The 23,851-nt window shown below is 68.7% G+C and carries 21 protein-coding genes; 12 read left to right on the top strand and 9 right to left on the bottom strand.

What is annotated here, in order from left to right:
* Nucleotides 1-62: 62 nt before the first annotated feature.
* Entirely contained in the window at nucleotides 63-968 is a 906-nt protein-coding gene (locus ACTJLF_RS30325) for a ketopantoate reductase family protein (protein WP_440884516.1), read from the top strand.
* A gap of 86 nt (nucleotides 969-1,054) precedes the next feature.
* Here the strand turns inward: ACTJLF_RS30325 and gorA are convergent, their stop codons facing one another.
* A complete protein-coding gene (gene gorA, locus ACTJLF_RS30320; protein ID WP_440884515.1) occupies nucleotides 1,055-2,422 on the bottom strand; it encodes a glutathione-disulfide reductase in 1,368 nt (455 codons plus the stop codon).
* Between the two features lie 171 nt (nucleotides 2,423-2,593).
* Here gorA and ACTJLF_RS30315 point away from each other — a divergent pair, with 171 nt between their 5' ends.
* Nucleotides 2,594-2,893: a double zinc ribbon domain-containing protein gene (locus ACTJLF_RS30315; RefSeq protein ID WP_440884514.1), complete on the top strand. Its 300-nt coding sequence runs from the start codon at nucleotides 2,594-2,596 to the stop codon at nucleotides 2,891-2,893.
* A 4-nt stretch (nucleotides 2,894-2,897) separates the two neighbouring features.
* Here the strand turns inward: ACTJLF_RS30315 and ACTJLF_RS30310 are convergent, their stop codons facing one another.
* A complete protein-coding gene (locus ACTJLF_RS30310; RefSeq protein WP_440884513.1) occupies nucleotides 2,898-4,841 on the bottom strand; it encodes a DUF6600 domain-containing protein in 1,944 nt (647 codons plus the stop codon).
* A 147-nt stretch (nucleotides 4,842-4,988) separates the two neighbouring features.
* On the opposite strand from ACTJLF_RS30310, the gene ACTJLF_RS30305 reads away from it, so the two are divergent.
* Nucleotides 4,989-7,037: a PEP/pyruvate-binding domain-containing protein gene (locus ACTJLF_RS30305; RefSeq protein ID WP_126183854.1), complete on the top strand. Its 2,049-nt coding sequence runs from the start codon at nucleotides 4,989-4,991 to the stop codon at nucleotides 7,035-7,037.
* A 27-nt stretch (nucleotides 7,038-7,064) separates the two neighbouring features.
* Here ACTJLF_RS30305 and ACTJLF_RS30300 read toward each other — a convergent pair whose 3' ends face one another.
* The 3 genes from ACTJLF_RS30300 to ACTJLF_RS30290 all read right to left on the bottom strand — a co-directional run bounded on the left by ACTJLF_RS30300 (nucleotide 7,065) and on the right by ACTJLF_RS30290 (nucleotide 10,878).
* Entirely contained in the window at nucleotides 7,065-9,038 is a 1,974-nt protein-coding gene (locus ACTJLF_RS30300; protein ID WP_132755101.1) for a TRAP transporter large permease subunit, read from the bottom strand.
* Entirely contained in the window at nucleotides 9,035-9,655 is a 621-nt protein-coding gene (locus tag ACTJLF_RS30295) for a TRAP transporter small permease subunit (protein WP_019657782.1), read from the bottom strand. Before ACTJLF_RS30295 ends, ACTJLF_RS30300 begins: the two co-directional genes overlap by 4 nt.
* A gap of 107 nt (nucleotides 9,656-9,762) precedes the next feature.
* Nucleotides 9,763-10,878 carry a TRAP transporter substrate-binding protein gene (locus tag ACTJLF_RS30290; RefSeq protein WP_126183858.1) on the bottom strand — a complete coding sequence of 372 codons (1,116 nt, stop codon included), beginning with the start codon at nucleotides 10,876-10,878 and terminating at the stop codon, nucleotides 9,763-9,765.
* 177 nt (nucleotides 10,879-11,055) lie between these two features.
* Here ACTJLF_RS30290 and ACTJLF_RS30285 point away from each other — a divergent pair, with 177 nt between their 5' ends.
* On the top strand, nucleotides 11,056-11,466 hold the full coding sequence (locus ACTJLF_RS30285; RefSeq protein ID WP_354423993.1) for a rhodanese-like domain-containing protein: 411 nt from the start codon (nucleotides 11,056-11,058) through the stop codon (nucleotides 11,464-11,466).
* 209 nt (nucleotides 11,467-11,675) lie between these two features.
* On the opposite strand, the gene lysM is transcribed toward ACTJLF_RS30285, so the two are convergent.
* Nucleotides 11,676-12,140, bottom strand: a complete 465-nt coding sequence (lysM, locus tag ACTJLF_RS30280) for a peptidoglycan-binding protein LysM (protein ID WP_184607601.1) — start codon at nucleotides 12,138-12,140, stop codon at nucleotides 11,676-11,678.
* A 134-nt stretch (nucleotides 12,141-12,274) separates the two neighbouring features.
* On the opposite strand from lysM, the gene ACTJLF_RS30275 reads away from it, so the two are divergent.
* Nucleotides 12,275-13,063, top strand: coding sequence for a type III pantothenate kinase (locus ACTJLF_RS30275; protein WP_019657786.1), 789 nt, complete (start codon nucleotides 12,275-12,277; stop codon nucleotides 13,061-13,063).
* A gap of 6 nt (nucleotides 13,064-13,069) precedes the next feature.
* Here the strand turns inward: ACTJLF_RS30275 and ACTJLF_RS30270 are convergent, their stop codons facing one another.
* From ACTJLF_RS30270 to ACTJLF_RS30260, 3 genes are all read right to left on the bottom strand, one after another.
* The gene (locus ACTJLF_RS30270; RefSeq protein WP_354423997.1) at nucleotides 13,070-14,422 is read right to left on the bottom strand and encodes a serine hydrolase domain-containing protein; all 1,353 of its coding nucleotides are present in this window, start codon (nucleotides 14,420-14,422) and stop codon (nucleotides 13,070-13,072) included.
* Nucleotides 14,423-14,446: 24 nt separating this feature from the next.
* Nucleotides 14,447-15,262, bottom strand: a complete 816-nt coding sequence (locus ACTJLF_RS30265) for a crotonase/enoyl-CoA hydratase family protein (protein ID WP_019657788.1) — start codon at nucleotides 15,260-15,262, stop codon at nucleotides 14,447-14,449.
* Nucleotides 15,263-15,382: 120 nt separating this feature from the next.
* Complete coding sequence (locus ACTJLF_RS30260) at nucleotides 15,383-16,231, bottom strand: 3-hydroxybutyryl-CoA dehydrogenase (protein ID WP_019657789.1); 849 nt, start codon at nucleotides 16,229-16,231, stop codon at nucleotides 15,383-15,385.
* Between the two features lie 173 nt (nucleotides 16,232-16,404).
* On the opposite strand from ACTJLF_RS30260, the gene purT reads away from it, so the two are divergent.
* The 7 genes from purT (at nucleotide 16,405) to ACTJLF_RS30225 (ending at nucleotide 23,849) form a co-directional block, all read left to right on the top strand.
* The gene (purT, locus tag ACTJLF_RS30255; protein ID WP_126183861.1) at nucleotides 16,405-17,604 is read left to right on the top strand and encodes a formate-dependent phosphoribosylglycinamide formyltransferase; all 1,200 of its coding nucleotides are present in this window, start codon (nucleotides 16,405-16,407) and stop codon (nucleotides 17,602-17,604) included.
* A gap of 298 nt (nucleotides 17,605-17,902) precedes the next feature.
* Nucleotides 17,903-18,844, top strand: coding sequence for an alpha/beta hydrolase (locus ACTJLF_RS30250; protein WP_132755105.1), 942 nt, complete (start codon nucleotides 17,903-17,905; stop codon nucleotides 18,842-18,844).
* Between the two features lie 121 nt (nucleotides 18,845-18,965).
* Nucleotides 18,966-19,808 carry a helix-turn-helix domain-containing protein gene (locus ACTJLF_RS30245; RefSeq protein WP_132755107.1) on the top strand — a complete coding sequence of 281 codons (843 nt, stop codon included), beginning with the start codon at nucleotides 18,966-18,968 and terminating at the stop codon, nucleotides 19,806-19,808.
* 19 nt (nucleotides 19,809-19,827) lie between these two features.
* On the top strand, nucleotides 19,828-20,703 hold the full coding sequence (locus ACTJLF_RS30240; protein ID WP_019657793.1) for a branched-chain amino acid ABC transporter permease: 876 nt from the start codon (nucleotides 19,828-19,830) through the stop codon (nucleotides 20,701-20,703).
* Nucleotides 20,704-20,796: 93 nt separating this feature from the next.
* Complete coding sequence (locus tag ACTJLF_RS30235; RefSeq protein ID WP_126183863.1) at nucleotides 20,797-21,873, top strand: branched-chain amino acid ABC transporter permease; 1,077 nt, start codon at nucleotides 20,797-20,799, stop codon at nucleotides 21,871-21,873.
* Between the two features lie 145 nt (nucleotides 21,874-22,018).
* Nucleotides 22,019-22,837: an ABC transporter ATP-binding protein gene (locus tag ACTJLF_RS30230; protein ID WP_019657795.1), complete on the top strand. Its 819-nt coding sequence runs from the start codon at nucleotides 22,019-22,021 to the stop codon at nucleotides 22,835-22,837.
* Nucleotides 22,838-23,075: 238 nt separating this feature from the next.
* Nucleotides 23,076-23,849: an ABC transporter ATP-binding protein gene (locus tag ACTJLF_RS30225; protein WP_145759708.1), complete on the top strand. Its 774-nt coding sequence runs from the start codon at nucleotides 23,076-23,078 to the stop codon at nucleotides 23,847-23,849.
* Nucleotides 23,850-23,851 lie beyond the last annotated feature (2 nt).

Here is a 23,851-nt window from a genome sequence, read left to right as displayed (position 1 = left end):
GGCACGAAGGCGCCATCTTCGCTAGGCTTGCCCTCCATGCGGACAAGCAAGGAAACGAACCGATGAAAGTCGCAGTGATGGGTGCCGGCGCGGTCGGCTGTTACTACGGAGCGATGCTCGCGCGCGCCGGACACGAGGTGGTGCTGATCGGCCGCCCCTCTCACGTAGAGGCCGTCGACGCCAGGGGCCTGCGCCTGGAGACCAAGGCCTTCGACGAGCACGTGCGCGTTGCCGCAAGCACCGACGCTTCGGCCGTGCAGGGCGCCGACCTCGTGCTCTTCTGCGTGAAATCCACCGACACCGAATCGGCCGCCGGACAGATCAGGCCGCACCTTGCACCCGGCGCGCTGGTGCTCACGCTGCAGAACGGCGTGGACAACGACCAGCGCGTGCGCTCGGTGCTGCCGCCGTCGAACGAAGTCGCTGCGGCCGTCGTCTACGTCGCGACCGAGATGGCCGGCCCCGGCCACGTGAAGCACCACGGCCGGGGCGAGCTGGTGATCGCGCCCTCGGCCCGCAGCGAGGAAGTGGCGCGGCAGCTCGAAGCCGCCGGCGTGCCCACGCAGATATCGCCCAACGTGCGCGGATCGCTCTGGGCCAAACTGATCCTCAACTGTGCCTACAACGCGCTCTCCGCCGTCACGCAGCTGCCCTACGGCGTGCTCGTGAAGGGCACCGGCGTGGCCGACGTGATCCGCGACGTGGTGGCCGAATGCCTCGCGGTCGCGAAGGCCGAGGGCGTGGACGTGGTCGGCGACACCGACGCCGCCGTGCGCGCCATCGCGCAGACCATGCCGTCGCAGTACTCCTCCACCGCGCAGGACCTCGCGCGCGCCAAGCCCACCGAGATCGACCACCTCAACGGCCTCATCGTGCGCCGCGGCGAGGCGCTGGGCGTGCCCACGCCGGCGAACCGCGTGCTGTTCGTGATGGTGAAGCTCCTTGAAGGCAAGCAACGCTCGAGCTGACCCCTATCTGGCGGGAACACCGCGGGTTGCCCCCGGAAGGGGGTTGGCGCAGCGACACGAAGTGCGCGCAGCCTGGGGGCGAGCCTTCACCCCGGCATCGGCTCGCGCATCGTCACGAACTCCTCGGCCGCCGTGGGATGGATGCCCACCGTGCTGTCGAAGACCGCCTTCGTCGCCCCTGCGCGCATCGCCACCGCGAAGCCCTGCACCACTTCGCCGGCATCGGCGCCCACCATGTGCAGGCCCACGACGCGGTCGGTGGCCTTGTCGACCACCAGCTTCATGAAGGTGCGCTCGCTGCGGCCCGAGAGCGTGTGGCGCAGCGACTTGAACTCGCTGGAGAACACCGTCACCTCGCCGAACCTGGCGCGTGCGTCGAGCTCGGTGTAGCCGCAGGTGCCGATGTTCGGGTGCGTGAACACGGCGGTGGGAATGAACTCGTAGTCGAGCCGGCGCTTTCCCTTGCCGAAGAGCTCGTCGACCACCACCATCGCCTCGGCCAGCGCCACCGGCGTGAGCTGCACGCGCGTGGAGACGTCGCCCACCGCGTAGATCGATGGCACCGAGCTGCGGTAGTGCGCATCGACCGCGATCGCGCCGCGCTCGTCGAGCGCCACGCCCGCCGCCTCCAGGCCGAGCCCCTGGGTGTTGGGCACGCGGCCGGTGGCGAAGAGCACCGTGTCGGCCTCGATCTGCTGGCCGCGTGCCAGTGTGACCGTGAGGCCGCCGCTACCGCCGGTGTGGCGCGTGACCGAGGCGACATCGCAGTTCAGCCGCACGTCGACGCCGGCCTTGCCCATCTCGTTGGCCAGGAACTGCCGCACGTCGTCGTCGAAGCCGGTGAGCAGGTGCGCGCGGCGGTGCAGCTGCGTGACCTTGGCGCCCAGCCCGTTGAAGATCGACGCGAACTCGCAGGCGATGTAGCCGCCGCCCACCACCAGCAGGCGCCTGGGGAACGGATCGAGGTCGAACATCGCGTCGGAGGTCACGACGTGCTCGCGGCCCTGGATGCCGGGCACGAAGGGCGTGCCGCCGGTGGCCACGAGCAGGTGGCGCGCGGTGTGACGCTTGCCGTCGACCTCCACCGTGTGCGGATCGACCAGCTGGGCCCATCCGGTGACGAGCGTGACCCCCGCGTTCTTCAGCAGCGAGGCATAGATGCCGTTGAGCCGGCCGATCTCCTTCGCGCGCTGCGCCTTCAGGTGCGCCCAGTCGAACTGCGGCGCCTCGGGCAGCTTCCAGCCGTAGCCCGCCGCCTCCTCGAAGGATTCGGCATAGCCGGCCGCGTAGCTGTAGAGCTTCTTGGGGATGCAGCCCACGTTGACGCAGGTGCCGCCAAGCTCGGCGGCCTCGGCGAGGGCGACGCGGGCGCCGGTCTGCGCTGCCATGCGAGCGGCGCGGACGCCGCCGCTGCCGCCGCCGATGACGAAGAGATCGAAGTCGAATGTGGGCATGAAAGGCTTGCTCCTTGGCCGCCGACTGTAGCGGCCGGGGCGAAGCCGGCGCTTGCGTCGGGGCTTGTTTGACCCTGGAGCTGCTTCAGGGATTCCACTGTGTCCGGGCCCCGCGGGTGTTCATCGCCGCCGGCGACGCTTCCACGGGCAGCCCGCTATCAGGGAGATCACATGGGCATGCTTGAAAGGCTTTTCGGAGGCCACGGCGGATCGCGGCATGGCGGCGGCGGCCACCATGGCTCGCACGGCGGATACGGCCACGGCAGCGGCGCACCGCATGCGGGAGGGGGTGGTGGCGGCAGCGCTTGCCCCGCATGCCGCGCCGTCAACGGGCCGGGCGCGCGCTTCTGCCAGCAATGCGGCGGCTCGATGCAGCCGGCGGCCTGCAGGCAGTGCGGCACCGCGATGCAGGCCGGTGCGAAGTTCTGCGCGCAGTGCGGCCAGCCCTCGCACGCGCCGCTGCGCGGCTGAAGCGCTACTGGCGCGAGTCGGGCGAGGTCCAGAGCCGGCGCGGGTCGTCACCGCGCTGGCCGGGCTGCGGTTGCTGCACGGCGGGCGGCTGGATGCCGCGCTGCTGCTGCAGCGCGCGCAACTGGGCCTGCTGCAAGGCCTGCTGTTGAGCCTGCGCCTGCTGCTGCATCTGTGCGGCGCGCTGCTGCATCTCCTGCTGCTGGCGAAGCTGCTGTTGCTGCGCCAACGCCTGCTGCTGCAGAAGTTGCATCTGCGCCGCCTGCTGTTGTTGGAGCAGCTGTTGCTGCTGCAGGGCCTGCGCCTGCGCGGCGCGTTGCTGCATTTCATGCTGCTGGCGCATGGCCTGTTGCTGCTGGAGTTGCAACTGCTGTTGCTGCAGCTGCTGTTGTTGCTGGCGCTGCCAGCGATCCTGCTCCCCGCGCTGGCGCCATTCCTGCTGCGCCTGCCAGTCCTGTTGCTGGCGCCAATCCTGTTGCTGGCGCCAATCCTGTTGTTGCCTCCAGCCTTGCTGGCGCTGCCATTCCATCTGCTGCTGTTGCTGCATCAGCTGTTGCTGTTGTGCCTGTTGTGCCTGTCGCGCCTGCTGGAGCTGGATCTGCTGCTGCCGCGCCGCCAGCGCGGCGGCCGGCGGCACCACCGCGGCGGGCCGGCCGAAACCGCCGAAGGCATTGACTGCGATGCCTGGCGCGGGCGCCACAGGTCCGCGCGCGAAGCGGTCGTCCGGCAGCCGCATCAGGTCGCGCCGCCCGAAGGGGCCGCGGCCGAAGCGGTCGGCGGGCACCACGGTCACCGCGCCGGGCATCTGCTGGTTGGCGTAGAAGTCGCTGCGCAACGCCTGGCGGTTATAGATGGTCATGCGGTTGACCTGGTCCAGGTAGCGCTGGCTCGCGCGGTAGCCGGGGCGCCATTGTTCGCCCGGGGCCAGCGGGAACCAGCCGACCCCGCCGTTGCCGCCGTTGCCGCCCGTTCCGGCAGCGCCGCCCACGAAGCCCACCAGTGCCGGCGAATACACGGGCCGTCCGCCCGGCCGCCCCGGCACCCAGCCCCAGCGCGGACCGACGCGCGCCCAGCGTCCGTAATGGGAGGGCGCGAAGCCCCAGGGCGCGGCGTCGATCCAGGTCAGGCCCCAGGGCGCGACGTTGACCCACTGGCCGTCGCGGTACGGCGCCCAGTCGGCATCGACATTGCGCGGGAACCACACGTCGCCATAGGTCGGGTCGCTCTGCCAGTCGCCGTACGCGTCGAGCTGCTGGTAGCCGACCACGTCGCGCGACACGTAGCGGGCGGAGATCGACTGGTCCTCGATGCGGTTGCGCTCGGCCACCCAGGCGTCGAAGCCGCTGCCCTGCTGCGGCGCGCCGCTCACGGCCGAAAGATCGCGGCCCGCCACGGTGAGCTGCTGGCGCGCGCCCAGCGACTGCGACTGGCCGTTCTCGCCATGGAGCGTGACCCGGCCCGAGGCCACCGCCACCCAGGTGGTGCCGGCGGCCGGATCGGCGGCGATGCGGTATTCGCCCGGCGCGTCGATGACCACCGCGATGTTGCCGGTGTCCACCTCGAAGCGCTGGCCCGAAAGCTCGTCGCGAACGCGCAGCTGCAGGTTGCCCTGGTTCGACGTGATGCGCGCCGTGTCGTCGTCCAGTTCTGTGAACTCCAGGTGCGTCTGCCCGTCGAGCCGCAGTGCCGCCGAGCCGATGAAGAGTTCGGCGCGGGCGTTGCGGTCGGTCCAGAGCCGGTCGCCTGTGGTGATGGGGCGGTTGGTCTGCGCGTCGTACCAGCTGTCGGCGCCGGCGGGTGCGAAGCTCACCGAGCCCTGCTGGTAGCCGAGCAGCGCGACGCGGCCCGGCGGGTCCTGCTGCGCGCTGGCCGCGAAGGCCGCGCACAGCAGCGCGATGCCGAGCAGCCATCGGCGTGGCGCGGCAAGCATGGAAGGGGCGGGTTGGTTCATGGTGTCGTTCTCTGATCCTCGGGACGGTGCGAAAGCGCGGCGCCGGGTTTTTGTAACGCGCGAGAATCCGCTGCCGCCGTCACCGCACGACCCCTGCTTGGTGAAGCGCGCGTGCAATCGGAAACCGGCTGTAAGGAGGGACACCCCATGAAAAACCAGAACAACACACGACCCACGGGCAGATCGCGCTTCAAAAACCGTAGCGCGATCGTGTTCTCCATGGCTGCTGCTGCGGCAACACTGGTGGCAGGGCCCGCCGATGCGCAGCTGGCCCGCAAACCGTCTTACTACCAGCAGCAGAACCAGCCGCAGCCCGAAGGCCCGGCCGCGCAACTGGTGCCGCGCCCCGCAGTGCCCTCGTCGCTGCCCGCGCTGCGCAGCCAGGCCGACTTCGACCAGCTCGCCCGCGTCTACGACGCCGGCACGCCGATGCAGCTTGCGCACGTGCTCTTCGTGGTCGACCGGCAGGCGAAGCCGCCGCGCATGTACTACATCGACACTCCGCGCTACCAGCTGCACGTGCGCTTCCTGCGCGACACGCGGCTCGCACCCAACACCGTCAAGCGCGAGATCGACCGCAACTACCTCGTGCCCGACCGCCGCTTCCTGTTCGGCACGCTGAGCTGGCAGCAGAACATCGGCAGCTTCACCTACGAGTTCTGGGAGGGCGACAAGCTCACCGCGCCGCTGCTGCGGCAGGCCGAGCAGCAGGTCAGGTCCAGCTTCTTCGGTCCGGTGAAGTTCAAGACCAACTCCACGCTGCACGAGCGCGTGGCGAAGGAAGCCGGCATCGATTTCGTGAGCCAGGAGGCGCTGATCCGCGAGCAGCCCTTCCTGCCGATGAACCTAGGCACCGCCACCGGCCGCGTGCGCATCGTGGAGGACGACGCCGGCATCGACGCACTGCTGCCCGACGACATCGCCGTGCTGCGGCAGGTGCCCATCGGCCTGCCGCCGGTGGCGGCCGTGCTGACCGAACGCCCCTCGACTGCGCTCTCGCACGTCAACCTGCTGGCCAAGGGCTGGGGCATTCCCAACGCCTACGTGCGCGATGCCGCCGCGGTCCTGAAGGAGCATGCCGGCCAGTGGGTGGCGCTGAAGGTCGCCAGCTCGGGCTACCAGGTGCGCCGGCTCACGCTGGAGGAAATCGCCGCGCTGCCGCCGCGCGCGGTGCGCACCGCCGCCACGGGAGCCGTGCCCGGCAGCGCGCGCGCCATCAGGCCCGACCTGCGCGAGAGCCGGCTGCTGCCGCTGGCCTCGCTGCGCGCGCGCAACAGCGCGCAGTGCGGCGTCAAGGCCGCCAACCTCGGCGCCATGCAGGCCGCGCACATCCCGGGCACCTCGGTGCCCGACGGCTTCTGCATTCCCTTCGCGCACTACGACCGCTTCATGCGCGCCAACGGCCTGGCCGATCGCATCGCGCGCATGCAGCAGCAGCCCGGCTTCGCGAGCGACCCGAAGGTCCGCCAGAAGGCCCTGGCGCAGCTGCGCGACGAGATCGTGCAATGGCCCGTCGATGCCGCCACCGCCGCTGGCTGGCGCGCCGCATGGCAGTCGCAGCTCGGCGGCGGCGGCGTGTTCGTGCGCAGCTCGTCCAACTCCGAAGACCTTCCCGGCTTCAGCGGCGCGGGGCTCTACACCACCGTGCCCAACGTCAAGACCGGCGACGCGCTCGAAGTGTCCGTGAAGAAGGTCTGGGCATCGGTGTTCAACCCCGAGGCCTGGGAGGCCCGCGCGGCGGCGGGCTTCGGCGCCGAATCGGTCCTCATGGGCGTGTTCGTGCAGACCGCCATCGACTCCGCCAACGCCGGCGTGATGATCACCCGCGACCCCTTCGACGCGGGACATCCGCACATCACCTACATCTCGGCCAAGCGCGGCATCGGCATCCGCGTGGTCGAGGGCCGGCGCGTGGCCGAGCAGGTGATGTACTCGAGCTGGTCCAAGGCCATCCAGGTGCTCAGCCGCTCGGCCGAAGACACCGCGCTGCAGCTCGACAAGGACGGCGGCGTGAAGGAAGTGCCGGTGGAAGCCGGCCGCAACGTGCTGACCGACGACCTGGTCGTACGGCTGTCCAACGTGGGCGCGGCGGTCAAACGCACCTTCAACGGCGTCGACCAGGACATCGAGTGGGCGACGGTGGGCGACAGGATCGTGCTGCTGCAGGCGCGGCCGTATGTGGAGAGGCGCCGCTGACGCCGCCGCCCCGGCTTGCCGCCGCTTCTACTTGTACAGCAGCTGCGGCAGCCACAACCCGATCTGCGGCCACATGTACAGCAGCACGATCGCCAGCACCTGGATGCCCATGAAGGGCAGCATGCCCAGGAAGATCTGGTTGAGCGTCACGTGCGGCGGGCTCACGCCCTTGAGGTAGAAGGCTGCCATCGCGACCGGCGGCGACAGGAAGGCGGTCTGCAGGTTCAGCGCCACCAGCAGCCCGAAGAACAGCGGGTCGACGCCGAAGTTGTCGAGCAGCGGGATGAAGATGGGCATGAAGATCACGATGATCTCGGTCCACTCCAGCGGCCAGCCCAGCAGGAAGATGATGACCTGGCTCAGGATCAGGAACTCCACCTTGGTGAGGTTCATGCCGAGCACCCATTCCTCCACCAGCGCCTGTCCGCCCAGCAGCGCGAATGCGGCCGAGAAGATGGCCGAGCCGACGAAGAGCCAGCACACCATCGCCGATGTCTTGGCCGTGAGGAACACCGACTCCTTCAGCACCGCGAGGTTGAGCCGCCGGTAGGCCGCCGCCAGCAGCATGCCGCCGAGCGCGCCCATGGCTGCCGCTTCGGTGGGTGTGGCCAGGCCCAGCACGATCGAGCCCAGCACCGCGAGGATCAGCAGCACCAGCGGGAAGAACGACGCCAGCAGCATCTTGAATATCTCGAGCCGCGCGAAGCTCAGGAACAGGTAGAACAGCGTGACGATCGCGCCGAAGATGGCGAAGGTGACCCACCACCAGGTCGGCGCGGGACGCTGCGTGGCGGCTTCGGCGGCGGCAGGGGCGGCGGGCTCCGCAGCTCCCTCGGCGGCAGGCGCCGCTGGCGCGGGCGATGCCCCCGGCGGCTCGGCCAGCGAGCCTTGGTTCGAAGCAGCGGCCGGCGCCGATGGCTGCGAATCTTCACTGGGCGGCTCCTGGAGGCCGCCTTCCTGCGGCGGCTCCTGCAGCCCGCCTTCGACCGGAGGCTCCTGCAGTCCACCCGACTCCGGCGTGCTGCTGCGCACCGCGCCGATCTCCTCGATCTCGTAGCGCGCCTGCGTCTCGACGGTGGTCACGGCCTTGTAGCTGAAGGCGGCCAGCAGCAGGAAGATCACACCCGGCAGCGCGACGACGCCAAGCTGTTTCAGCACATGCGAGAAGGGCACGTCGGCATTGCGCCGGCCCTTCAGCAGGCCGACCAGCGCATGCGCGGCCGGGCTTTCAGCCAGCCGCTGCGACAGCGGCGGCAGCGGCACGACGCGCTCGGCGTGCGACAGCGGCGGGGCCCATTGCGGCTTGAGCCACGCGACGATGATCACGTACAGCACGTAGAGCGAGGCCAGCATCAGCCCCGGAAAGAACGCCCCCGCATAGAGCTGCACCACCGACACGCCCGCCGTCGCGCCGTACACGATCAGCAGCACCGAAGGCGGAATCAGGATGCCCAGGCAGCCGCCCGCGGTGATCGAGCCCGCGGCCAGCGGCACGCTGTAGCCCGCGCGCAGCATGGCCGGCAGCGCCAGCAGGCCCATCAGCGTGACCACCGCGCCCACGATGCCGGTGGCCGTCGCGAAGATGGTGCAGGTCACGAGCGTCGCCACCGCCAGCGCGCCCGGCAGCCGCGCGAGCGCGAGGTGCAGGCTCTTGAACAGCGACTCGATGAGGTTCGCGCGCTCCACCAGGTAGCCCATGAACACGAACAGCGGCACCGCGATGAGCACGTCGTTGGCCATGGTCTTGAAGGCCGACTGCACCATCAGGTCGAGCGTGCGGTGCCAGTCGCGGTCGTAGGCCAGCCAGGTGAAGAGCATGCCCATGCCCATCAGCGTGAACGCCGTGGGAAAGCCCAGCATGATGGCCACCACCACCAGTGAGAGCATCAGCAGGCCGAGGTGGCCGTTGGTGATGGTGGGCGCGTTGGCCAGCACCGCCACCGCGCCGATCACGATCAGCGCCATGAACGAGAGGCCGAACCAGAGTTCGCGGCGGATCATCGCGCGGCCTCCTTCGAGGCGACGACGCGATCGAGCGCGGCGATGTCCTCGTCCTTCACGTGCACCATCTCCTTGAGCTTCTCGACGTCGACTTCCTCCACGTCCTGCTCACGAGAGGGCCAGGCGCCCTCGCGGATGCAGCGCACGCAGCGGATGATCTCCACCAGCCCCTGCAGGAGCAGCGTGAACCCCGCCAGCGGAATGACGTACTTGAACGGGTACAGCGGCAGCGGCTCGGCCGAGAAGGTCTGCTCGCGGATGGCGAGCGACTCGCCCGCGTAGACCCATCCGGCCCAGGTCAGCGCCACGATGCCGGGCAGGAAGAAGACGATGTAGAGCACCAGGTCCACCAGCGCCTGCGTGCGCGGGCGGAAGAAGCCGTAGAGCACGTCGCCGCGCACGTGGCCGTTCTTCGAGAGCGTGTAGGCGCCCGCGGTCATGAACATGGTGCCGTACAGCATGATCTGCGCGTCCAGCACCCAGGCGTGGGGCTTGTTGAGGGCATAGCGCGAGAACACCTCCCAGCTGATCAGCAGCGTGAGCAGCAGGGCGCACCAGGCGAAGGTCTTGCCGATCCATGTGGAGAACCGGTCGACCGCCAGCAGGAAAGATTGCATCGGAACGAACTCCTCGCCGCGTCATCCGTGTCTTGCGCGGCAGCTTGGGCGCAGGCATGAAAAGAGGGCACCGCACGGGTGCCCTCGCGTCGCATCGATCCCTTGGCTCAGGTCTTCTTCGCCTGCCGTCCGAAGTAGTGGTTGTAGGCCATCTTGAAATCGACCTCGTAGTCGTTCTGCCACTGGCCTGCGCGTTCCGCGAAGGCGCGCTGCGAGTCGAGCACCTTCTTGAACATGGGGTTCTCGGCCGACTTCTTCGCGATGGTCTTGTCCCACGATGCGAGCTGCGCGCGCAGCACCGTGTCGGGCGTCTTGTAGAACTTGATGCCGGCCTTCTTCAGCTCCTCGTAGTCCTTCGAGTTGCGGTCGATGGCCTTCCAGCTCATCTCGGCGCTCGCGGCCTGCGTGGCGTACTCGATGATCGACTTGAGCTCGGTCGGCAGCGCCTTGAGCTTGGCGCCGTTGAACAGCACCTCGAACTGCTCGCCGCTCTGGTGGAAGCTCTGCAGCATGCAGTTCTTGGCGACGTCGGGAAAGCCCAGCACGCGGTCGCTCGACGCATTGTTGAACTCGGCCGCGTCGATCAGGCCGCGGTCCAGCGCGGGCACGATCTCGCCGCCGGGCAGCGGGTTCACGGCCGCGCCCATGTCGGTGAACACGTCAACCGCCAGGCCCACGGTGCGGAACTTCAGGCCCTTCATGTCCTCGGCCTTGGCCACCGGCTTCTTGAACCAGCCCAGCGGCTGCGTGGGCATGGGGCCGTAGAGGTAGGAGACCACGTCGAGGTTCAGGCCCTTGTAGATCTCCTCCATCAGCGCCTTGCCGCCGCCGTAGGTGTGCCAGGCCAGCACCATGTTGGCGTCCATGCCGTAGCCCGGGCCGGAGCCCCAAAGCGCGAGCGCGGAATTCTTGCCGTACCAGTACGCGACCACGCCGTGGCCGCCGTCGAGCGTGCCCTTGGCCACCGCGTCGAGCAGCTGGAAGGCGGGCACCACCGAGCCGGCGGGCAGCACCTCGATCTTCAGGCGGCTGCCCGCCATGTCGTTGACCTTCTTCGCGTAGTCCTGCGCGTACTCGTGGAAGATGTCCTTCGCGGGCCAGGTGCTCTGGAAGCGCAGGGTGGTGGTCTGGGCCATGCTGACCATCGGCACGGACATGGCGCCGGCGGCCACGGCCGCGCCCTTGAGCAGCCCGCGGCGGCGGGGCATCTTGCTGTCTGTCATTTGTCTCTCTCCAAACGGTTCTGACTTGGGAAAACCCAGGCTGTGCGTCTTGGAGTTATGGTTCGACAGGCCCAAGGCGCCATCTTTGGCGCGCGGGAGCACTCAACAAACAGGGTTTTCACGAACCGGTGAAAAATTCCGGGGAATGAAAACCCGCATGCCAAGGACGCAAGAGAGATGACCGAACCCATCGAGAACAAGGGCTACGCCGGCGACGTGACGCCCGAGCAGGCCGCGCAATGGATCGCCAGCGCAGACGCCGTGCTGGTCGACGTGCGCACGGATGCCGAGCGCGAATGGGTCGGCTACGTGCCCGGCGCCGTGCCGCTGGCATGGAAGCAGTGGCCCGGCATGGCGCTGAACCCAGCCTTCGACGAAGGCATCCGCGCCGCGGCCGAAGGCGGCAAGAAGCTGGTGCTGCTGTGCCGCAGCGGCGTGCGCTCCATCGCCGCGGCCAAGCGCGCGACGGAACTGGGCGTGGAGGCCTACAACATCCTCGAAGGCTTCGAGGGCAACCCGGACGAGAACGGCCACCGCGGGCTGACGGGCGGCTGGCGCAAGCGCGGGTTGCCCTGGCGGCAGAACTGAGCCTGAAGCCTGGCGGCTGAGTGTTTCATGGCAGGGCCACGAAGAATTCGTTGCTCAAAAGGCGACGATCGTTGCTAATCGGGCAACAGGCACACGGCGTGCGGCAGTACGCGTCGCGCCGGGTGGGCTTGCCCTTCATCGGCTGCGCCAGAAAGCACAAAGGCCCACGGTACGCCGCGGGCCTTCCTGCACTGCATGGCGAAAGGCTTTCAGCCCAGCGCCGGGATGCGCAGCTTCTGCCCCGGATAGATCTTGTCCGGGTTGCTCAGCATTGGCTTGTTGGCCTCGAAGATCACGTTGTACTTGTTGGCGTCGCCGTAGTACTTCTTCGAGATGGCAGAGAGCGTGTCGCCGCGCACCACGTCGTGGTACTGGGCGGGCGGTGCGGCCGGTGCGACGAGGTTGTTCTCCACGCTGGTCACGTTCGCCACGTTGCCGGCGGCGAGCGAGGCCTTCTCGCTGGCTTCCTGAGACGGCGCCTGGCCCGCGAGGGTGACAACCCCGGTGCTGGCGGTGTAGGTCACTTCCAGTCCCGTGAGACCGAGGTTCTGGGTCTCGATGTAGGTCTTGATGGCGGCGGCAGCGGCCTGGTTGGCGTCGGGCGTGGCGGCCTGGGCCGACGAGCCGCCGAACAGCTTCTCACCAGCCTCCTTGATGAAACTGAGCAATCCCATGGTTCTCTCCTTGTGCGGTGGTGGGTGGAACCCGCCAATGTAGGGGTGGAACTCGGCGTGCCTGCGTAGTCCCATGCCGCGTGTGTCAACGACGTGCCAGCAGGAATAACAACAAAGTCGCAATAATCCCGCGCATGTCATCCCCCTTCCTCGCCATCGACATCGGCAACACCCGCATCAAGTGGGCGCTCTACGACTCGGCCAGCCCCGGCGCCGCGTTGCAGGCGCAGGGCGCCGAATTCCTCGACCACATCGAACGGCTGGCCGACGGCCCGTGGGCCGACCTGCCTTCGCCCGGTTCGATGCTGGGTTGCGTGGTGGCCGGCGATGCGGTGCGCCGTCGCGCCGAGGAGCAGATCGTCGAGCGCTTCGACTGCACGCCGCGCTGGGTGATGTCGAGCGCGGGCGAGGCCGGCATCGTCAACGGCTACGACCATCCCACGCGCCTGGGCGCCGACCGCTTCGTGGCGATGATCGGCGCGCGCCACCGCATGCTGGCCGCCGCCAGGCCGGGGCAGGCGCCGCGGCCGATGGTGGTGGTGCTGATCGGCACGGCCGTGACGGTCGAGGCCATCGATGCCGACGGCAAGTTCCTTGGCGGCCTGATCCTGCCGGGCCACGGCATCATGCTGCGCGCGCTCGAGTCGGGCACGGCGGGCCTGCACGTGCCCACCGGCGAGGTGCGCGAGTTCCCGACCAACACCAGCGACGCGCTGACCAGCGGCGGCACCTACGCCATCGCGGGCGCGGTGGAGCGCATGGTGCAGCACGTGCGCTCGCACTGCGGCGTGGAGCCGGCCTGCTACATGACAGGCGGTGCGGGCTGGAAGATGGCGCCCGTGATGAACGGGCATTTCGAACTGGTCGAAAGCCTGATCATGGACGGGCTCCTGGTGATCGCCCGCGAGCGGGCTTCGAACTGAGAAGGCTCAGGGGCGCATCAGCGCCTCGGCCATCGCCTGGAAGGCCGGCAGCGTGAGCGGATCGTTCGCGCCGTTGGCCGCCACCGGGTGCGCCGCATAGCGCACGATCACCATCTCGGCCTTCGGGTCCACGTAGATGCTCTGGCCGTGGATGCCGCGCGCCATGTAGGCACCGTGCGGGTTGTGCGAGACCCACCACATGTCGCGGTACGACCAGCCCTTGAGCAGCGGATAGCCCGCCTTCACGAACTTGGCCGGGTCGCCGCCGCGCTGGATGTCTTCCACCACCGCCTTCGGAATGGCCTGCTGCCCGCTGGAGGCGCGCCCGCCGTTGCGCATGGTCTCGCCGAAGCGCGCGAGATCGCGCAGCACGGTGTTCAGGCCGCCGCCGCCCGACTCGGTGCCGATGCGGTCGACCATGAAGTAGGCGTCCTGCTCGGCGCCGATGCGGCGCCAGATCTTCTCGCTCAGCAGGTCGGCCAGCGACTGGTTGCTGGCGCGGCGAACGATCCACGCCAGCACCTCGGCGTTGACCGTCTTGTAGGCGAAGCCTTCGCCGTGCTCGCCTTCCTTCTTCAGCGTGACGAGGAACTCGTAGAACGACTTAGGGCCGGTGTAGTTCGCGCCCTGGGTGAGCATGCCGCCGGCACGCGCGTAGTCCCAGATCTCGGCCTTGGGGTCGGCGTAGTTCTCGGAGTAGTGCACGCCCACGGTCATGTCCATCACCTGGCGCACGGTGGCGTCACCGTAGGCGCTGTCCTTGAGCTCGGGGATGTACTTCGTGACGGGCGCGGCCGGGTCGAGCTTGCCCTCGTCCGCGAGGATCGCCGCCAGCGTGCCCACGAAGGACTTGGTGACCGACATCGCGATGTGCGGACGCTCGGGCGTGAGCGCGCCGAAGTACTTCTCGTAGACCACCTTGCCACGGTGCATCACGAGGATGCCGTCGGTGTAGGTGTTGGCGATCATCTGGGCGAAGTTCAGCGTCTGGTCGCTGCCCAGCGGCTTGAAGGTGACGGCCTCGATGTCGAAGGGTGCCGGCGTTGAAGGCAGCGGGCTGGCCGCGCCGGGACCGCGCCATACGTTGGCCGTGGGCACCGTCTCGCGCACGTGCGAGAAGCTCCAGCGCGTGCGCGGGAAGACGCCGCCGGCGGGGTTGTCGAAGGTGATGAGCTTGTCGGGCGGGGGCGGGAAGCCCTTCATCCAGCCCATGGCCTCGACCGAGGTGGCGGCAGGGTCGGGCAGCGCTGCAGGCGTGGGCGTCTGGGCGGAAGTGGTATTCACGGCGAGCAGGGTGAATGCGGCGGCGAGCGCCGTGCGAGTGAGAAGAGGAGTGAGAAGGGGGGTGAGACGAGGCATCTTCGTTGTTCTTGATGAAAGAGTTCAGCGGCCCGAGAACCGCGCCGGCCGGCGTTCGATGAAGGAGCGCACGCCCTCGGCGGCGTCCTCGCTGTTCGACAGGCGCTTCTGCGTCTCGATGAATTCCGACACGGCGGCCAGCGGCCCCTGCTCCACGGCCTTGATCACGTTCAGCCGCGTCGCCACCACCGCCAGCGGCGCCTGCGCCGCGATGCGCTGGGCGATGGCCAGCGCCGCGTCCAGCTCCTGCCCGGTGGGCACCACCTTCTGCACGAAGTTGAGGCGGTAGGCCTCGGCGCTGTCGAACTCGTCGGCAGTGAGCAGGTGCAGCATGGCGTTGCCCACGCCCGCGCGCTCGGCCATGCGCAGCGTGGCGCCGCCCGTGGCCATGATGCCGCGCTGCACTTCCATCTGCGAGAAGCGGCAGTTGTCGGCCGCCACCACGATGTCGGCGCCCAGCATCAGCTCGATGCCGACCGTGAAGCAGATGCCCTTGACCGCCACCACCATCGGCTTGGTGCGGCGGCGGTAGTCGGGCAGGCCGAAGTCGTGCGGCTCCACCAGCCCGGCAGGAATCGCCTTCTCGCCGCGCTTCATGTATTCGGTGACCGCCGGCAGGTCGAGGCCCGCCGTGAAGTGGTCGCCGAAGGCATGCAGCACGCCAACGCGCAGTTCCGGATCGTCGTCGAGCCGGGTGTAGGCCTCGGCCAGCTGCTTGAACATCGGCGGTGTCCAGCCGTTGCGCTTGGCCGGGCGGTTGATGCCGATCAGCAGCACGTGGCCGAGCACCTGGGTGTCGATGCAGCCTTCTGCGGGTGGGGTGGTGGGCGTGGCGGTCATGCGAGCAGTCTCCTTTCTTGTCTCTTGAAGGGACACCGCGGAGCCGGCTTTGCCGGGCCGCTGGTGTCGCCCCCTTGCCAAGGGGGTGTCCGGGCCACACGAAGTGGCCGAGTCCGGGGGTTAGTAGGTGTACACGCCGCGGCCGGTCTTGCGGCCGAGCTGGCCGGCCGCGACCATTTCCTTCAGCAGCGGGCAGGGGCGGTACTTGGAGTCGCCGAACTGCTCCAGGTACACCTCCATCACCGCCAGGCACACGTCCAGACCGATCATGTCGGCCAGCGCCAGCGGGCCGATGGGCTGGTTGCAGCCCAGCTTCATGCCGGCGTCGATGTCTTCCGCCGTGGCGATGCCTTCGGACAGCACGAAGAAGGCCTCGTTGATCATCGGCACCAGGATGCGGTTGACCACGAAGCCCGGGGCGTTCTTCACCGTGATCGGCGACTTGCCCAGGCGCTCGGCCAGCTCCTTCACCGTGTCGTGCGTGGCGTCGCTCGTGAGGTAGCCGCGGATCAGCTCCACCAGCGCCATCATCGGCACCGGGTTGAAGAAGTGCATGCCGATGAAGCGGTCGGCGCGCGAGGTGGCTGCGGCCAGCTGCGTGATCGAGATCGAGGAGGTGTTCGAGGCGATGATGACCTCGGGCGCCAGCATCTCGTCGACCTGCTTGAGGATCTTGAGCTTGAGCGCGTGGTTCTCGGTGGCGGCCTCGATGACCAGCTGGGCGCCCTTCAGGTCTTCGTAGTTCGTCGAGCCCTGGATGAGCGCCAGCGCGGCGGTCTTCTGCTCGGCGGTGAGCTTTTCCTTCTTGATCAGGCGGTCGAGGCTGCCCGACACCGTGGCCAGGCCCTTGTCGACCGCCGCCTGGGCGATGTCGACCATCACCACCTTCACGCCGGCCACCGCGCAGGCCTGCGCGATGCCGTTGCCCATCGTTCCGGCGCCGATGATGCCTACAGTCTGGATAGCCATGAGAGAACTCCTTGGAGAAAGCAAAAAGAAAGGGGAGCGCGCGGCTGGCCCGCGGCAAAAACATCGATTGTGAAGCAGCCCCGCGCCCGCGCCGTTCCCGCGTGCGACACCGGCGGCTGCAGGTGGCTTACAGTCCTGCGGTTGCTTTTTCCCGCCTTTTTCGACTTCCGACCATGACCACCCTCGGCACCCCCCTTTCCCCCTCCGCAACCCGCGTGATGCTCCTGGGCTCCGGCGAACTCGGCAAGGAGGTGCTGATCGCCCTGCAGCGCCTCGGCGTCGAGACCATCGCCGTCGACCGCTACGAGAACGCCCCCGGCCAGCAGGTGGCGCACCATGCCCGCACCATCACCATGAGCGACCCGGCGCAGCTCAAGGCGCTGATCGAGGCCGAGAAGCCCGCGCTGGTGGTGCCCGAGATCGAGGCCATCGCCACGCCCATGCTGCAGGAGCTGGAAGAGGCCGGCACCGTGCGCGTGATCCCCACGGCCCGCGCCGCCCGCCTGACCATGGACCGCGAGGGCATCCGCCGCCTGGCCGCCGAGACGCTGGGCGTGCCGACCAGCCCCTACAAGTTCTGCGACTCGCTGGCCGAGCTGCAGGCCGCCATCGACGCGGGCATCGGCTACCCCTGCATCGTCAAGCCCGTGATGAGCAGCTCCGGCAAGGGCCAGAGCAAGATCGACGGCCCCGCCGACGTGCAGAAGGCCTGGGACTACGCCATGGCCGGCGGCCGCGTGAGCCACGGCCGAGTGATCGTCGAGGGCTTCATCGACTTCGACTACGAGATCACGCTGCTGACCGTACGCGCCAAGGATGCCGCCGGCAACATCGAGACCAAGTTCTGCGACCCCATCGGCCACGTGCAGGTGAGCGGCGATTACGTCGAAAGCTGGCAGCCGCACCCCATGGCGCCCGCGGCGCTGCAGAAGGCGCAGCAGATCGCGCAGGCCGTCACGGCCGACCTGGGCGGCCAGGGCCTGTTCGGCGTGGAGCTCTTCGTGAAGGGCGACGAGGTCTGGTTCAGCGAAGTCAGCCCGCGCCCGCACGACACCGGCATGGTCACCATGGCCACCCAGTGGCAGAACGAGTTCGAGCTGCACGCGCGCGCCATCCTCGGCCTGCCGGTCGACACCTCTCTCAAGAGCCCGGGCGCCAGCGCGGTGATCTACGGCGGCGTGGACGCCACCGGCATCGCCTTCGACGGCGTGGCCGATGCACTGCAGGTGCCCGGCAGCGAGGTGCGTCTGTTCGGCAAGCCCGAGAGCTTCACCAAGCGCCGCATGGGCGTGGCGCTGGTGCACGCGGCCGACACCGACACCGCCCGCAAGCTCGCGAAAGAAGCCGCCTCGCGCGTGAAGCCCCGGAAGTAAGCTCGCCCCCAGGCTTCGCGCACTTCGTGTCGCTACGCCAACCCCCCGCCGGGGGCGACACCGGCGGCCCGGCAAGGCCGGTTCCGCGGTGTCCCTGGCCCAGGCCGTGGCGGCGCGTGGGCCTCGCGAAGGAGGAGCCTCCGCGATAGATGTAGCCAGTTTCCGCAAGCCGTGTCCTGGCGAGCGCGGGCATGGTGCGGTGGCTTGCCGGGCCCGGTCGGGGTGCGGGTGCATGCGGATACCGCAAGCGCCCGATGCCTCCCACACTGGACGCTCGCAACGATCCACCGGAGACACCATGCTGCATCCCCAGGCGCGCGCCCTGCTGGACTTCATCGAGGCGCGCGGCATCCCGCCGACGCACACCCTGTCGCCCGCCGACGCGCGGGCCTTCTATCGCGAGCGGCGCACCGCCACGCAGCCCCTGCCGCCCGAGGTGGCCGAGGTGCGCGACCTCGCTGCCGACGGTCCGCACGGCGCCATCCCGGTGCGCCTGTACCGTCCGATGGGCTCTGGCGTGGGGCCTCTGCCGGTGCTGGTGTACTACCACGGCGGCGGCTGGGTCATCGGCGACCTCGATACGCACGACGTGCTGTGCCGCCAGCTGGCCAACGGCGCGGGCTGCGCGGTGGTCGCGGTCGACTACCGCATGGGCCCCGAGCACCGCTTTCCCGCCGCCGTCGACGACGTGCTGGCCGCCACCCGCTGGGTGCGCCGCGAGGCCGCCGCGCTGGGGCTCGACGCCAACCGCCTGGCCGTGGGCGGCGACAGCGCGGGCGGCAACCTCGCGGCGGTGGTGTCGATCGCCGCGCGCGACGCGGGCGACCTGCCCATCGTCTACCAGCTGCTGATCTACCCGGCCACCGACATGCGGCGCGGCCACGCATCGCACCAGAGCAACGGGCAGGGCTACCTGCTCACGGCGGACACCATCCGCTACTTCCACGACCACTACATCACCGACCCGAAGCACGACCTCGACTGGCGTGCCTCGCCGCTGCTGCATCCCGATCTTTCGAGGCTGCCCCCGGCATTGGTGCTCACCGCCGGCTACGACCCGCTGCGCGACGAAGGCGCCGCGTATGCGCAGGCGCTCACGGCCGCGGGCAACAGCGCGGTCTACGTGTGCTTCGAGCGCCAGATCCACGGCTTCGTGCCGATGGGCAAGGTGCTCGACGAGGCCAATGCGGCGGTCGAGCTGTGCGCTGCCGAGCTGCGCCGCGCGTTCGCGGCGGCATAGGGAAAGTCCTCGCGCAAATCGGCGCAAACCCATATCGCGCAGGCGGCCTGCGCCGCTACGATCCAGCCAACAAAGGACGCCGCCACGAAGCGGCAGTCCACCGATGCAGGAGACAAGCACCATGCAGCGAACGAGGACGACGCCGCCCGCGCGCGGTGCCGAGAGGCAAGGCGAACGCCTGATGTGGCTCACGCCGCATCGCGTGTTCTACGCAGGCCTGCTCGGTGCCGCTGCCGAGCGCACGATGGGCGGGCACGGCGTATACGTGTCGCCCGTCGGCGCGCCGCCCACGCGCATCCGCATCGGCGGCGGAGCCTGGATGAGCGGCGAGTTCATCGTGGTGCCGCCGCACGTGCCGCACGAGGTGGAGACCGCGCATCCGCTGATCTTCAACCTGCTGATCGAGTCGGAGTCGGTCGATCCGGCGCGCATGCCGGCCTTCCTTCAGCACTGCGGCCCGGCCGATGCGCCGGCCTTCGTGCAGCGCGTGCGCGAAGCCCATGCGAACCTTCTCGCCGCCTCGGCGCGCGGCATGAACTTCGAGGGCTTCGACTTCGACACGATGTTCTTCGGCGAGCCGCTCGCGCCGCGCGCGCTCGATGCGCGCATCCGCAGGGTGGCCGACGCCATCAACGCCGACCCAGCCGCGCCGGCCTCGGCCGAGGAGTGGGCGGCCTCGGTGCACCTGTCGTTCTCGCGCTTCCTGCACCTGTTCAAACAGGAGACGGGCATGGCCTTCCGTGCGTTCAGGGCCTGGAAGCGTGCGCGCAGCCTGCTGCGCCATGTGCGCCAGAGCAGCACGCTGACCGACATCGCGCTTGACACCGGCTACCCCGACTCGACGCACTTCAGTCATTCGATCCGTCAGGTCTACGGCCTCAAGCCCAGCGACATCGTGGCCGGCTCGCGCCGCCTCGTGCTGCACGACGCGGCCGGCGGCAGCGGCGGCTTCACCCGGCAATGAACGCGGCGGAACAGAGTCCATGCAGATTCTTCAGCTGCTGCTGTCGGGCATCGCGCAAGGCTGCATCTACGGCCTGATCGCGCTGGGCTTCGTGCTCATCTACAAGGCCACCGAGACGGTGAGCTTCGCGCAGGGCGACCTGATGATGCTCGGCGCCTTCGGGGCGTTCGCGGGCATGTCGCTCTTCGGCATGCCCTTCTGGCTGGCGGCCATCCTCGCGGTGGTGGCGATGGCGGCCTTCGGCGTGCTGCTGGAGCTGGTGGTGATCCGGCCGATCCTCGGGCAGCCGCAGTTCTCGATCGTGATGCTGACCATCGGCATCGCGTACGTGGCACGCGGGCTCGTCACCATGGTGCCGGGCATCGGCACAGAGACGCACACGCTGGCCGTGCCCTACAAGGACCAGATCTGGAAGCTGGGCGAGCTGGTGGTGAACCTGGAGCAGTTCGTGATCATCGTGGCCACCGCCATCCTGTGCGGCCTGCTGTTCGCGATGTTCCGCTACAGCAAGCTGGGCATCGCGATGCAGGCCTCGTCGCAGAACCAGCTCGCGGCCTACTACATGGGCATTCCGGTGAAGCGGCTCAACGGGCTGGTGTGGGGGCTCGCGGCGGCGGTGGCGGCCATCGCGGGCATGCTGCTGGCGCCCATCACCTTCGTGCACGCGAACATGGGCTTCATCGGGCTCAAGGCCTTTCCGGCGGCGGTGGTGGGCGGCTTCGGCAGCCTGCCGGGCGCGATCGTCGGCGGGCTGGTGATCGGCATCGTCGAGTCTTTCGCGGGCTTCTACCTGCCCGACGGCTTCAAGGACACCGCGCCGTACATCGTGGTGCTGCTGATGCTCATGATCAAGCCGAACGGCCTGTTCGGCGAGAAGCTGCGCAAGAAGGTTTAAAGAATGCGCCCCCACGCTCGTCACTTCGTGTACTCGCCGCCACCCGAGGGGGCGCAGGTCCGCCCTGGGGCGGCTTGGCGACGGACCTGAACCATGCGCTTCATCTTCAAAACGACTTACGACCAGGACATCCGGCTCGCCAAGCACGGCGGCCACGTGTTCTGGTACGGGCTGCTGGTGGCCTTCCTGCTGGCGGCGCCGTGGGTCATCGACGAGTACTGGCTCGCGCAGCTGACCTTCGTGCTGATCTACGGCATCGTCGGCCTGGGGCTGATGCTGCTGGCGGGCTTCACGGGCCAGTTCTCCATCGGGCACGCGGCGTTCCTCGGCGCGGGGGCGTACACGCAGGGCGTGCTGACGAACATCGGCGTGCCGTTTCCGCTGGCACTGGTCGCGGCCGCTGCGCTGTCGGCGGCGGTGGGCGTGGTGGTGGCCCTGCCGGCGCTGCGGGTGAAGGGCATCTACCTGGGCATCGCGACGCTGTCGTTCGGCTTCATCGTCGAGGAGGTGTTCGCGCGCTGGGAGAGCATGACGGGCGGCAACGCGGGGCTGCACGTCAAGTCGCCGCAGCTCTTCGGCTGGTCGCTGGGCTCTGGCGAAGGCTTCTACTTCCTCTGCCTGGTGGTGGCGGTGCTGGCGACGCTGGGCATCCTGAACCTGCTGCGTTCGCCGACGGGGCGGGCCTTCGTCGCGATCCGCGATTCGGAGATCTCGGCGCAGAGCATGGGCATCCATCTGGCGCGCTACAAGACGATGTCGTTCGCGATCTCGGCCGCGCTCGCGGGGCTGGGCGGCGCGCTGTATGCGCACAAGCTGAGCTTCATCTCGCCGGACCAGTTCAGCATCCTGCAGTCGATCGACCTGCTGCTGATGGTGGTGATCGGCGGGCTGGGCTCGGTGCACGGCGCGTTCCTGGGCGCGATCTTCCTGATCGCGATGCCGCAGCTGATCTCCATCGGCAAGGACTGGCTGCCTGCCGCCATCGGACAGGCGCCGGGCCTGCAGGGGCTGGTGTACGGCCTGGTGCTGATCGCCTTCGTGCTGTTCGAGCCGCTGGGGCTGTACGGGCGCTGGCTGAAGATCCGCACCTGGCTGCAGCTGTTTCCGTTCTACCGCAAGGGTCTGTTCAAGCGGCAGAAGTCCTTCACCAAGTCGGATCGACTGAAATGACACTCCCCCAGGCTTCGCGCACTTCGTGTCGCTTCGCCAACCCCCTCGCCGGGGGCGACACCTGCGGCCCGGCAAAGCCGGCTCCGCGGTGTCCTGCGAATGCCGAGTGGCAATCCTGCGCGCCGGCGCGTGACGGAGTACAGCGTTGAGCGGCGACATCCTCCTTTCCGCGAAGGAGCTGAGCGTTCGCTTCGGCGGCGTGCTCGCGGTCAACAAGGTGAGCTTCGACGTGCGGCGCGGCGAGGTTTTCACGCTGATCGGGCCGAACGGTGCGGGCAAGACGACGGTGTTCAACCTCATCAGCCGCATCTACACGCCGACCACCGGCGAGATCGTGTGGCACGGCGAAGCGGGAAGGCCGATCGCGCTGACGCAGCAGGCGCCGCACGCGATTGCGGCACTGGGCATCGCGCGCACCTTCCAGAACATCGAGCTCTTCGAGCATGCGACGGTGCTGCACAACCTGCTGATCGGCCGCCACACGCACCGGCGGACGGGCTTCTGGAGCGAGGTCTTCTTCACGCCGGCCACGCGGCGCGCCGAGATCGCGGCGCGCGAGAAGGCGGAGCAGGTGATCGACCTGCTGGACCTGCAGCACCATCGCGACTCGATGGTCGCGGGGCTGCCCTATGGCGTTCGCAAGGTGGTGGAGCTGGCGCGTGCGTTGTGCACGGAGCCGAAGCTGCTGCTGCTCGACGAGCCTTCGTCCGGCCTCAACGTGGAGGAGACGGCGGACATGGCCTTCTGGATCCAGGACATCCAGCATGAGCTGGGCGTGTCGGTGCTGATGGTCGAGCACGACATGTCGCTTGTGTCGAAGGTATCGGACCGGGTGCTGGCTATGAACCAGGGCGAGGTGCTGGCTACTGGCTCTCCCGGCGAAGTGCAGGCTGATCCTCGTGTTGTCGAGGCCTATCTGGGGACCGTGGACGACGTGAGCAGTTTGAGGAGGGTGGCGGCGTGAAAGCTTCGTTCGTTGCCTCTTTGGGGGCGCCCGGCATGCGGTGCGGCGCGGCCGCCCCCACTATGCCGGCCGCTTCGCGGCTACCCTGCGGTGCTCGCGTTTCGCGGGGTCTCGCAGAACTCGCTTCGCTCAAACAGCTGCCAGCCCTTGTCCGCGAAACGCTGCGCTCCTCGGCGGCACAGGGGGGGCGGCCGCGCCGCACCGCACACCGGGCTTGGCTGGGTGGTGGAGGGCGGACATGAGCGACACAGTCCTCCAGCTCATGAACGTCGAGAGCGCATACGGCCCGATCAAGGCCATCAGGGGCGTGAGCCTCAGGGTTCGCAAGGGCGAGATCGTGACGGTGCTCGGCTCGAACGGCGCGGGCAAGACGACGATCCTCAAGACCATCTCCGGGATCATCGATCCGCGCAAGGGCAGCATCGAGTTCCAGGGCGCGGACATCACCGCCAAGGACCCGGCCTACATCGTCCAGCAGGGCCTGAGCCACGTGCCTGAAGGCCGCGAGGTGTTCCCGCTGCTGTCGGTGAAGGACAACCTGCTGATGGGCGCCTACACCCGCAAGGACCGCGACGGCGTGGTGCGCGACATCGAGACGGTCTTCGGCTACTTCCCGATCCTGCGCGAGCGCGCGGCGCAGGACGCGGGCCTGCTGTCGGGCGGGCAGCAGCAGATGCTGGCGATCTCGCGCGCGATCATGGCGGCGCCGCATCTGATCCTGTTGGACGAGCCCAGCCTCGGCTTGAGCCCGAAGCTGACGAAGGAAATCTTCGAGATCGTGGTGCGCATAAACCGCGAGCGCGGTACCACGATCCTGCTGGTGGAGCAGAACGCCAACATGGCGCTCAACGCGGCGGACCATGGCTACGTGCTGGAGAACGGCCGCATCGTGATGGAAGACTCCTGCGAACGCCTGAGGGAGAAGGAGGACATCAAGGAGTTCTACCTCGGCATGAAGGACGACGGCGTGCGCGGCGAGCGGCGCTGGAAAAAGAAGAAGACCTGGAGATAGTC

The organism is Variovorax sp. 22077, from assembly GCF_052044195.1.
GTDB classification, from domain to species: domain Bacteria; phylum Pseudomonadota; class Gammaproteobacteria; order Burkholderiales; family Burkholderiaceae_C; genus Variovorax; species Variovorax atrisoli.
Note: the sequence above shows the minus strand (reverse complement) of the source record. Positions and strands in the feature narration are given on the sequence as shown.

Bases quoted from the DNA above. Each gene is read 5' to 3' on its own strand.
- lysM (WP_184607601.1), bottom strand. From the start codon at position 12,140: ATGGGATTGCTCAGTTTCATCAAGGAGGCTGGTGAGAAGCTGTTCGGC.
- ACTJLF_RS30275 (WP_019657786.1), top strand. From the start codon at position 12,275: ATGTCATCCCCCTTCCTCGCCATCGACATCGGCAACACCCGCATCAAG.
- ACTJLF_RS30285 (WP_354423993.1), top strand. From the start codon at position 11,056: ATGACCGAACCCATCGAGAACAAGGGCTACGCCGGCGACGTGACGCCC.
- ACTJLF_RS30260 (WP_019657789.1), bottom strand. From the start codon at position 16,231: ATGGCTATCCAGACTGTAGGCATCATCGGCGCCGGAACGATGGGCAAC.
- ACTJLF_RS30300 (WP_132755101.1), bottom strand. From the start codon at position 9,038: ATGATCCGCCGCGAACTCTGGTTCGGCCTCTCGTTCATGGCGCTGATC.
- ACTJLF_RS30315 (WP_440884514.1), top strand. From the start codon at position 2,594: ATGGGCATGCTTGAAAGGCTTTTCGGAGGCCACGGCGGATCGCGGCAT.
- ACTJLF_RS30250 (WP_132755105.1), top strand. From the start codon at position 17,903: ATGCTGCATCCCCAGGCGCGCGCCCTGCTGGACTTCATCGAGGCGCGC.
- ACTJLF_RS30325 (WP_440884516.1), top strand. From the start codon at position 63: ATGAAAGTCGCAGTGATGGGTGCCGGCGCGGTCGGCTGTTACTACGGA.
- ACTJLF_RS30235 (WP_126183863.1), top strand. From the start codon at position 20,797: ATGCGCTTCATCTTCAAAACGACTTACGACCAGGACATCCGGCTCGCC.
- ACTJLF_RS30295 (WP_019657782.1), bottom strand. From the start codon at position 9,655: ATGCAATCTTTCCTGCTGGCGGTCGACCGGTTCTCCACATGGATCGGC.
- ACTJLF_RS30225 (WP_145759708.1), top strand. From the start codon at position 23,076: ATGAGCGACACAGTCCTCCAGCTCATGAACGTCGAGAGCGCATACGGC.
- ACTJLF_RS30270 (WP_354423997.1), bottom strand. From the start codon at position 14,422: ATGCCTCGTCTCACCCCCCTTCTCACTCCTCTTCTCACTCGCACGGCG.
- ACTJLF_RS30240 (WP_019657793.1), top strand. From the start codon at position 19,828: ATGCAGATTCTTCAGCTGCTGCTGTCGGGCATCGCGCAAGGCTGCATC.
- ACTJLF_RS30265 (WP_019657788.1), bottom strand. From the start codon at position 15,262: ATGACCGCCACGCCCACCACCCCACCCGCAGAAGGCTGCATCGACACC.
- gorA (WP_440884515.1), bottom strand. From the start codon at position 2,422: ATGCCCACATTCGACTTCGATCTCTTCGTCATCGGCGGCGGCAGCGGC.
- ACTJLF_RS30310 (WP_440884513.1), bottom strand. From the start codon at position 4,841: ATGAACCAACCCGCCCCTTCCATGCTTGCCGCGCCACGCCGATGGCTG.
- ACTJLF_RS30290 (WP_126183858.1), bottom strand. From the start codon at position 10,878: ATGACAGACAGCAAGATGCCCCGCCGCCGCGGGCTGCTCAAGGGCGCG.
- purT (WP_126183861.1), top strand. From the start codon at position 16,405: ATGACCACCCTCGGCACCCCCCTTTCCCCCTCCGCAACCCGCGTGATG.
- ACTJLF_RS30245 (WP_132755107.1), top strand. From the start codon at position 18,966: ATGCAGCGAACGAGGACGACGCCGCCCGCGCGCGGTGCCGAGAGGCAA.
- ACTJLF_RS30305 (WP_126183854.1), top strand. From the start codon at position 4,989: ATGAAAAACCAGAACAACACACGACCCACGGGCAGATCGCGCTTCAAA.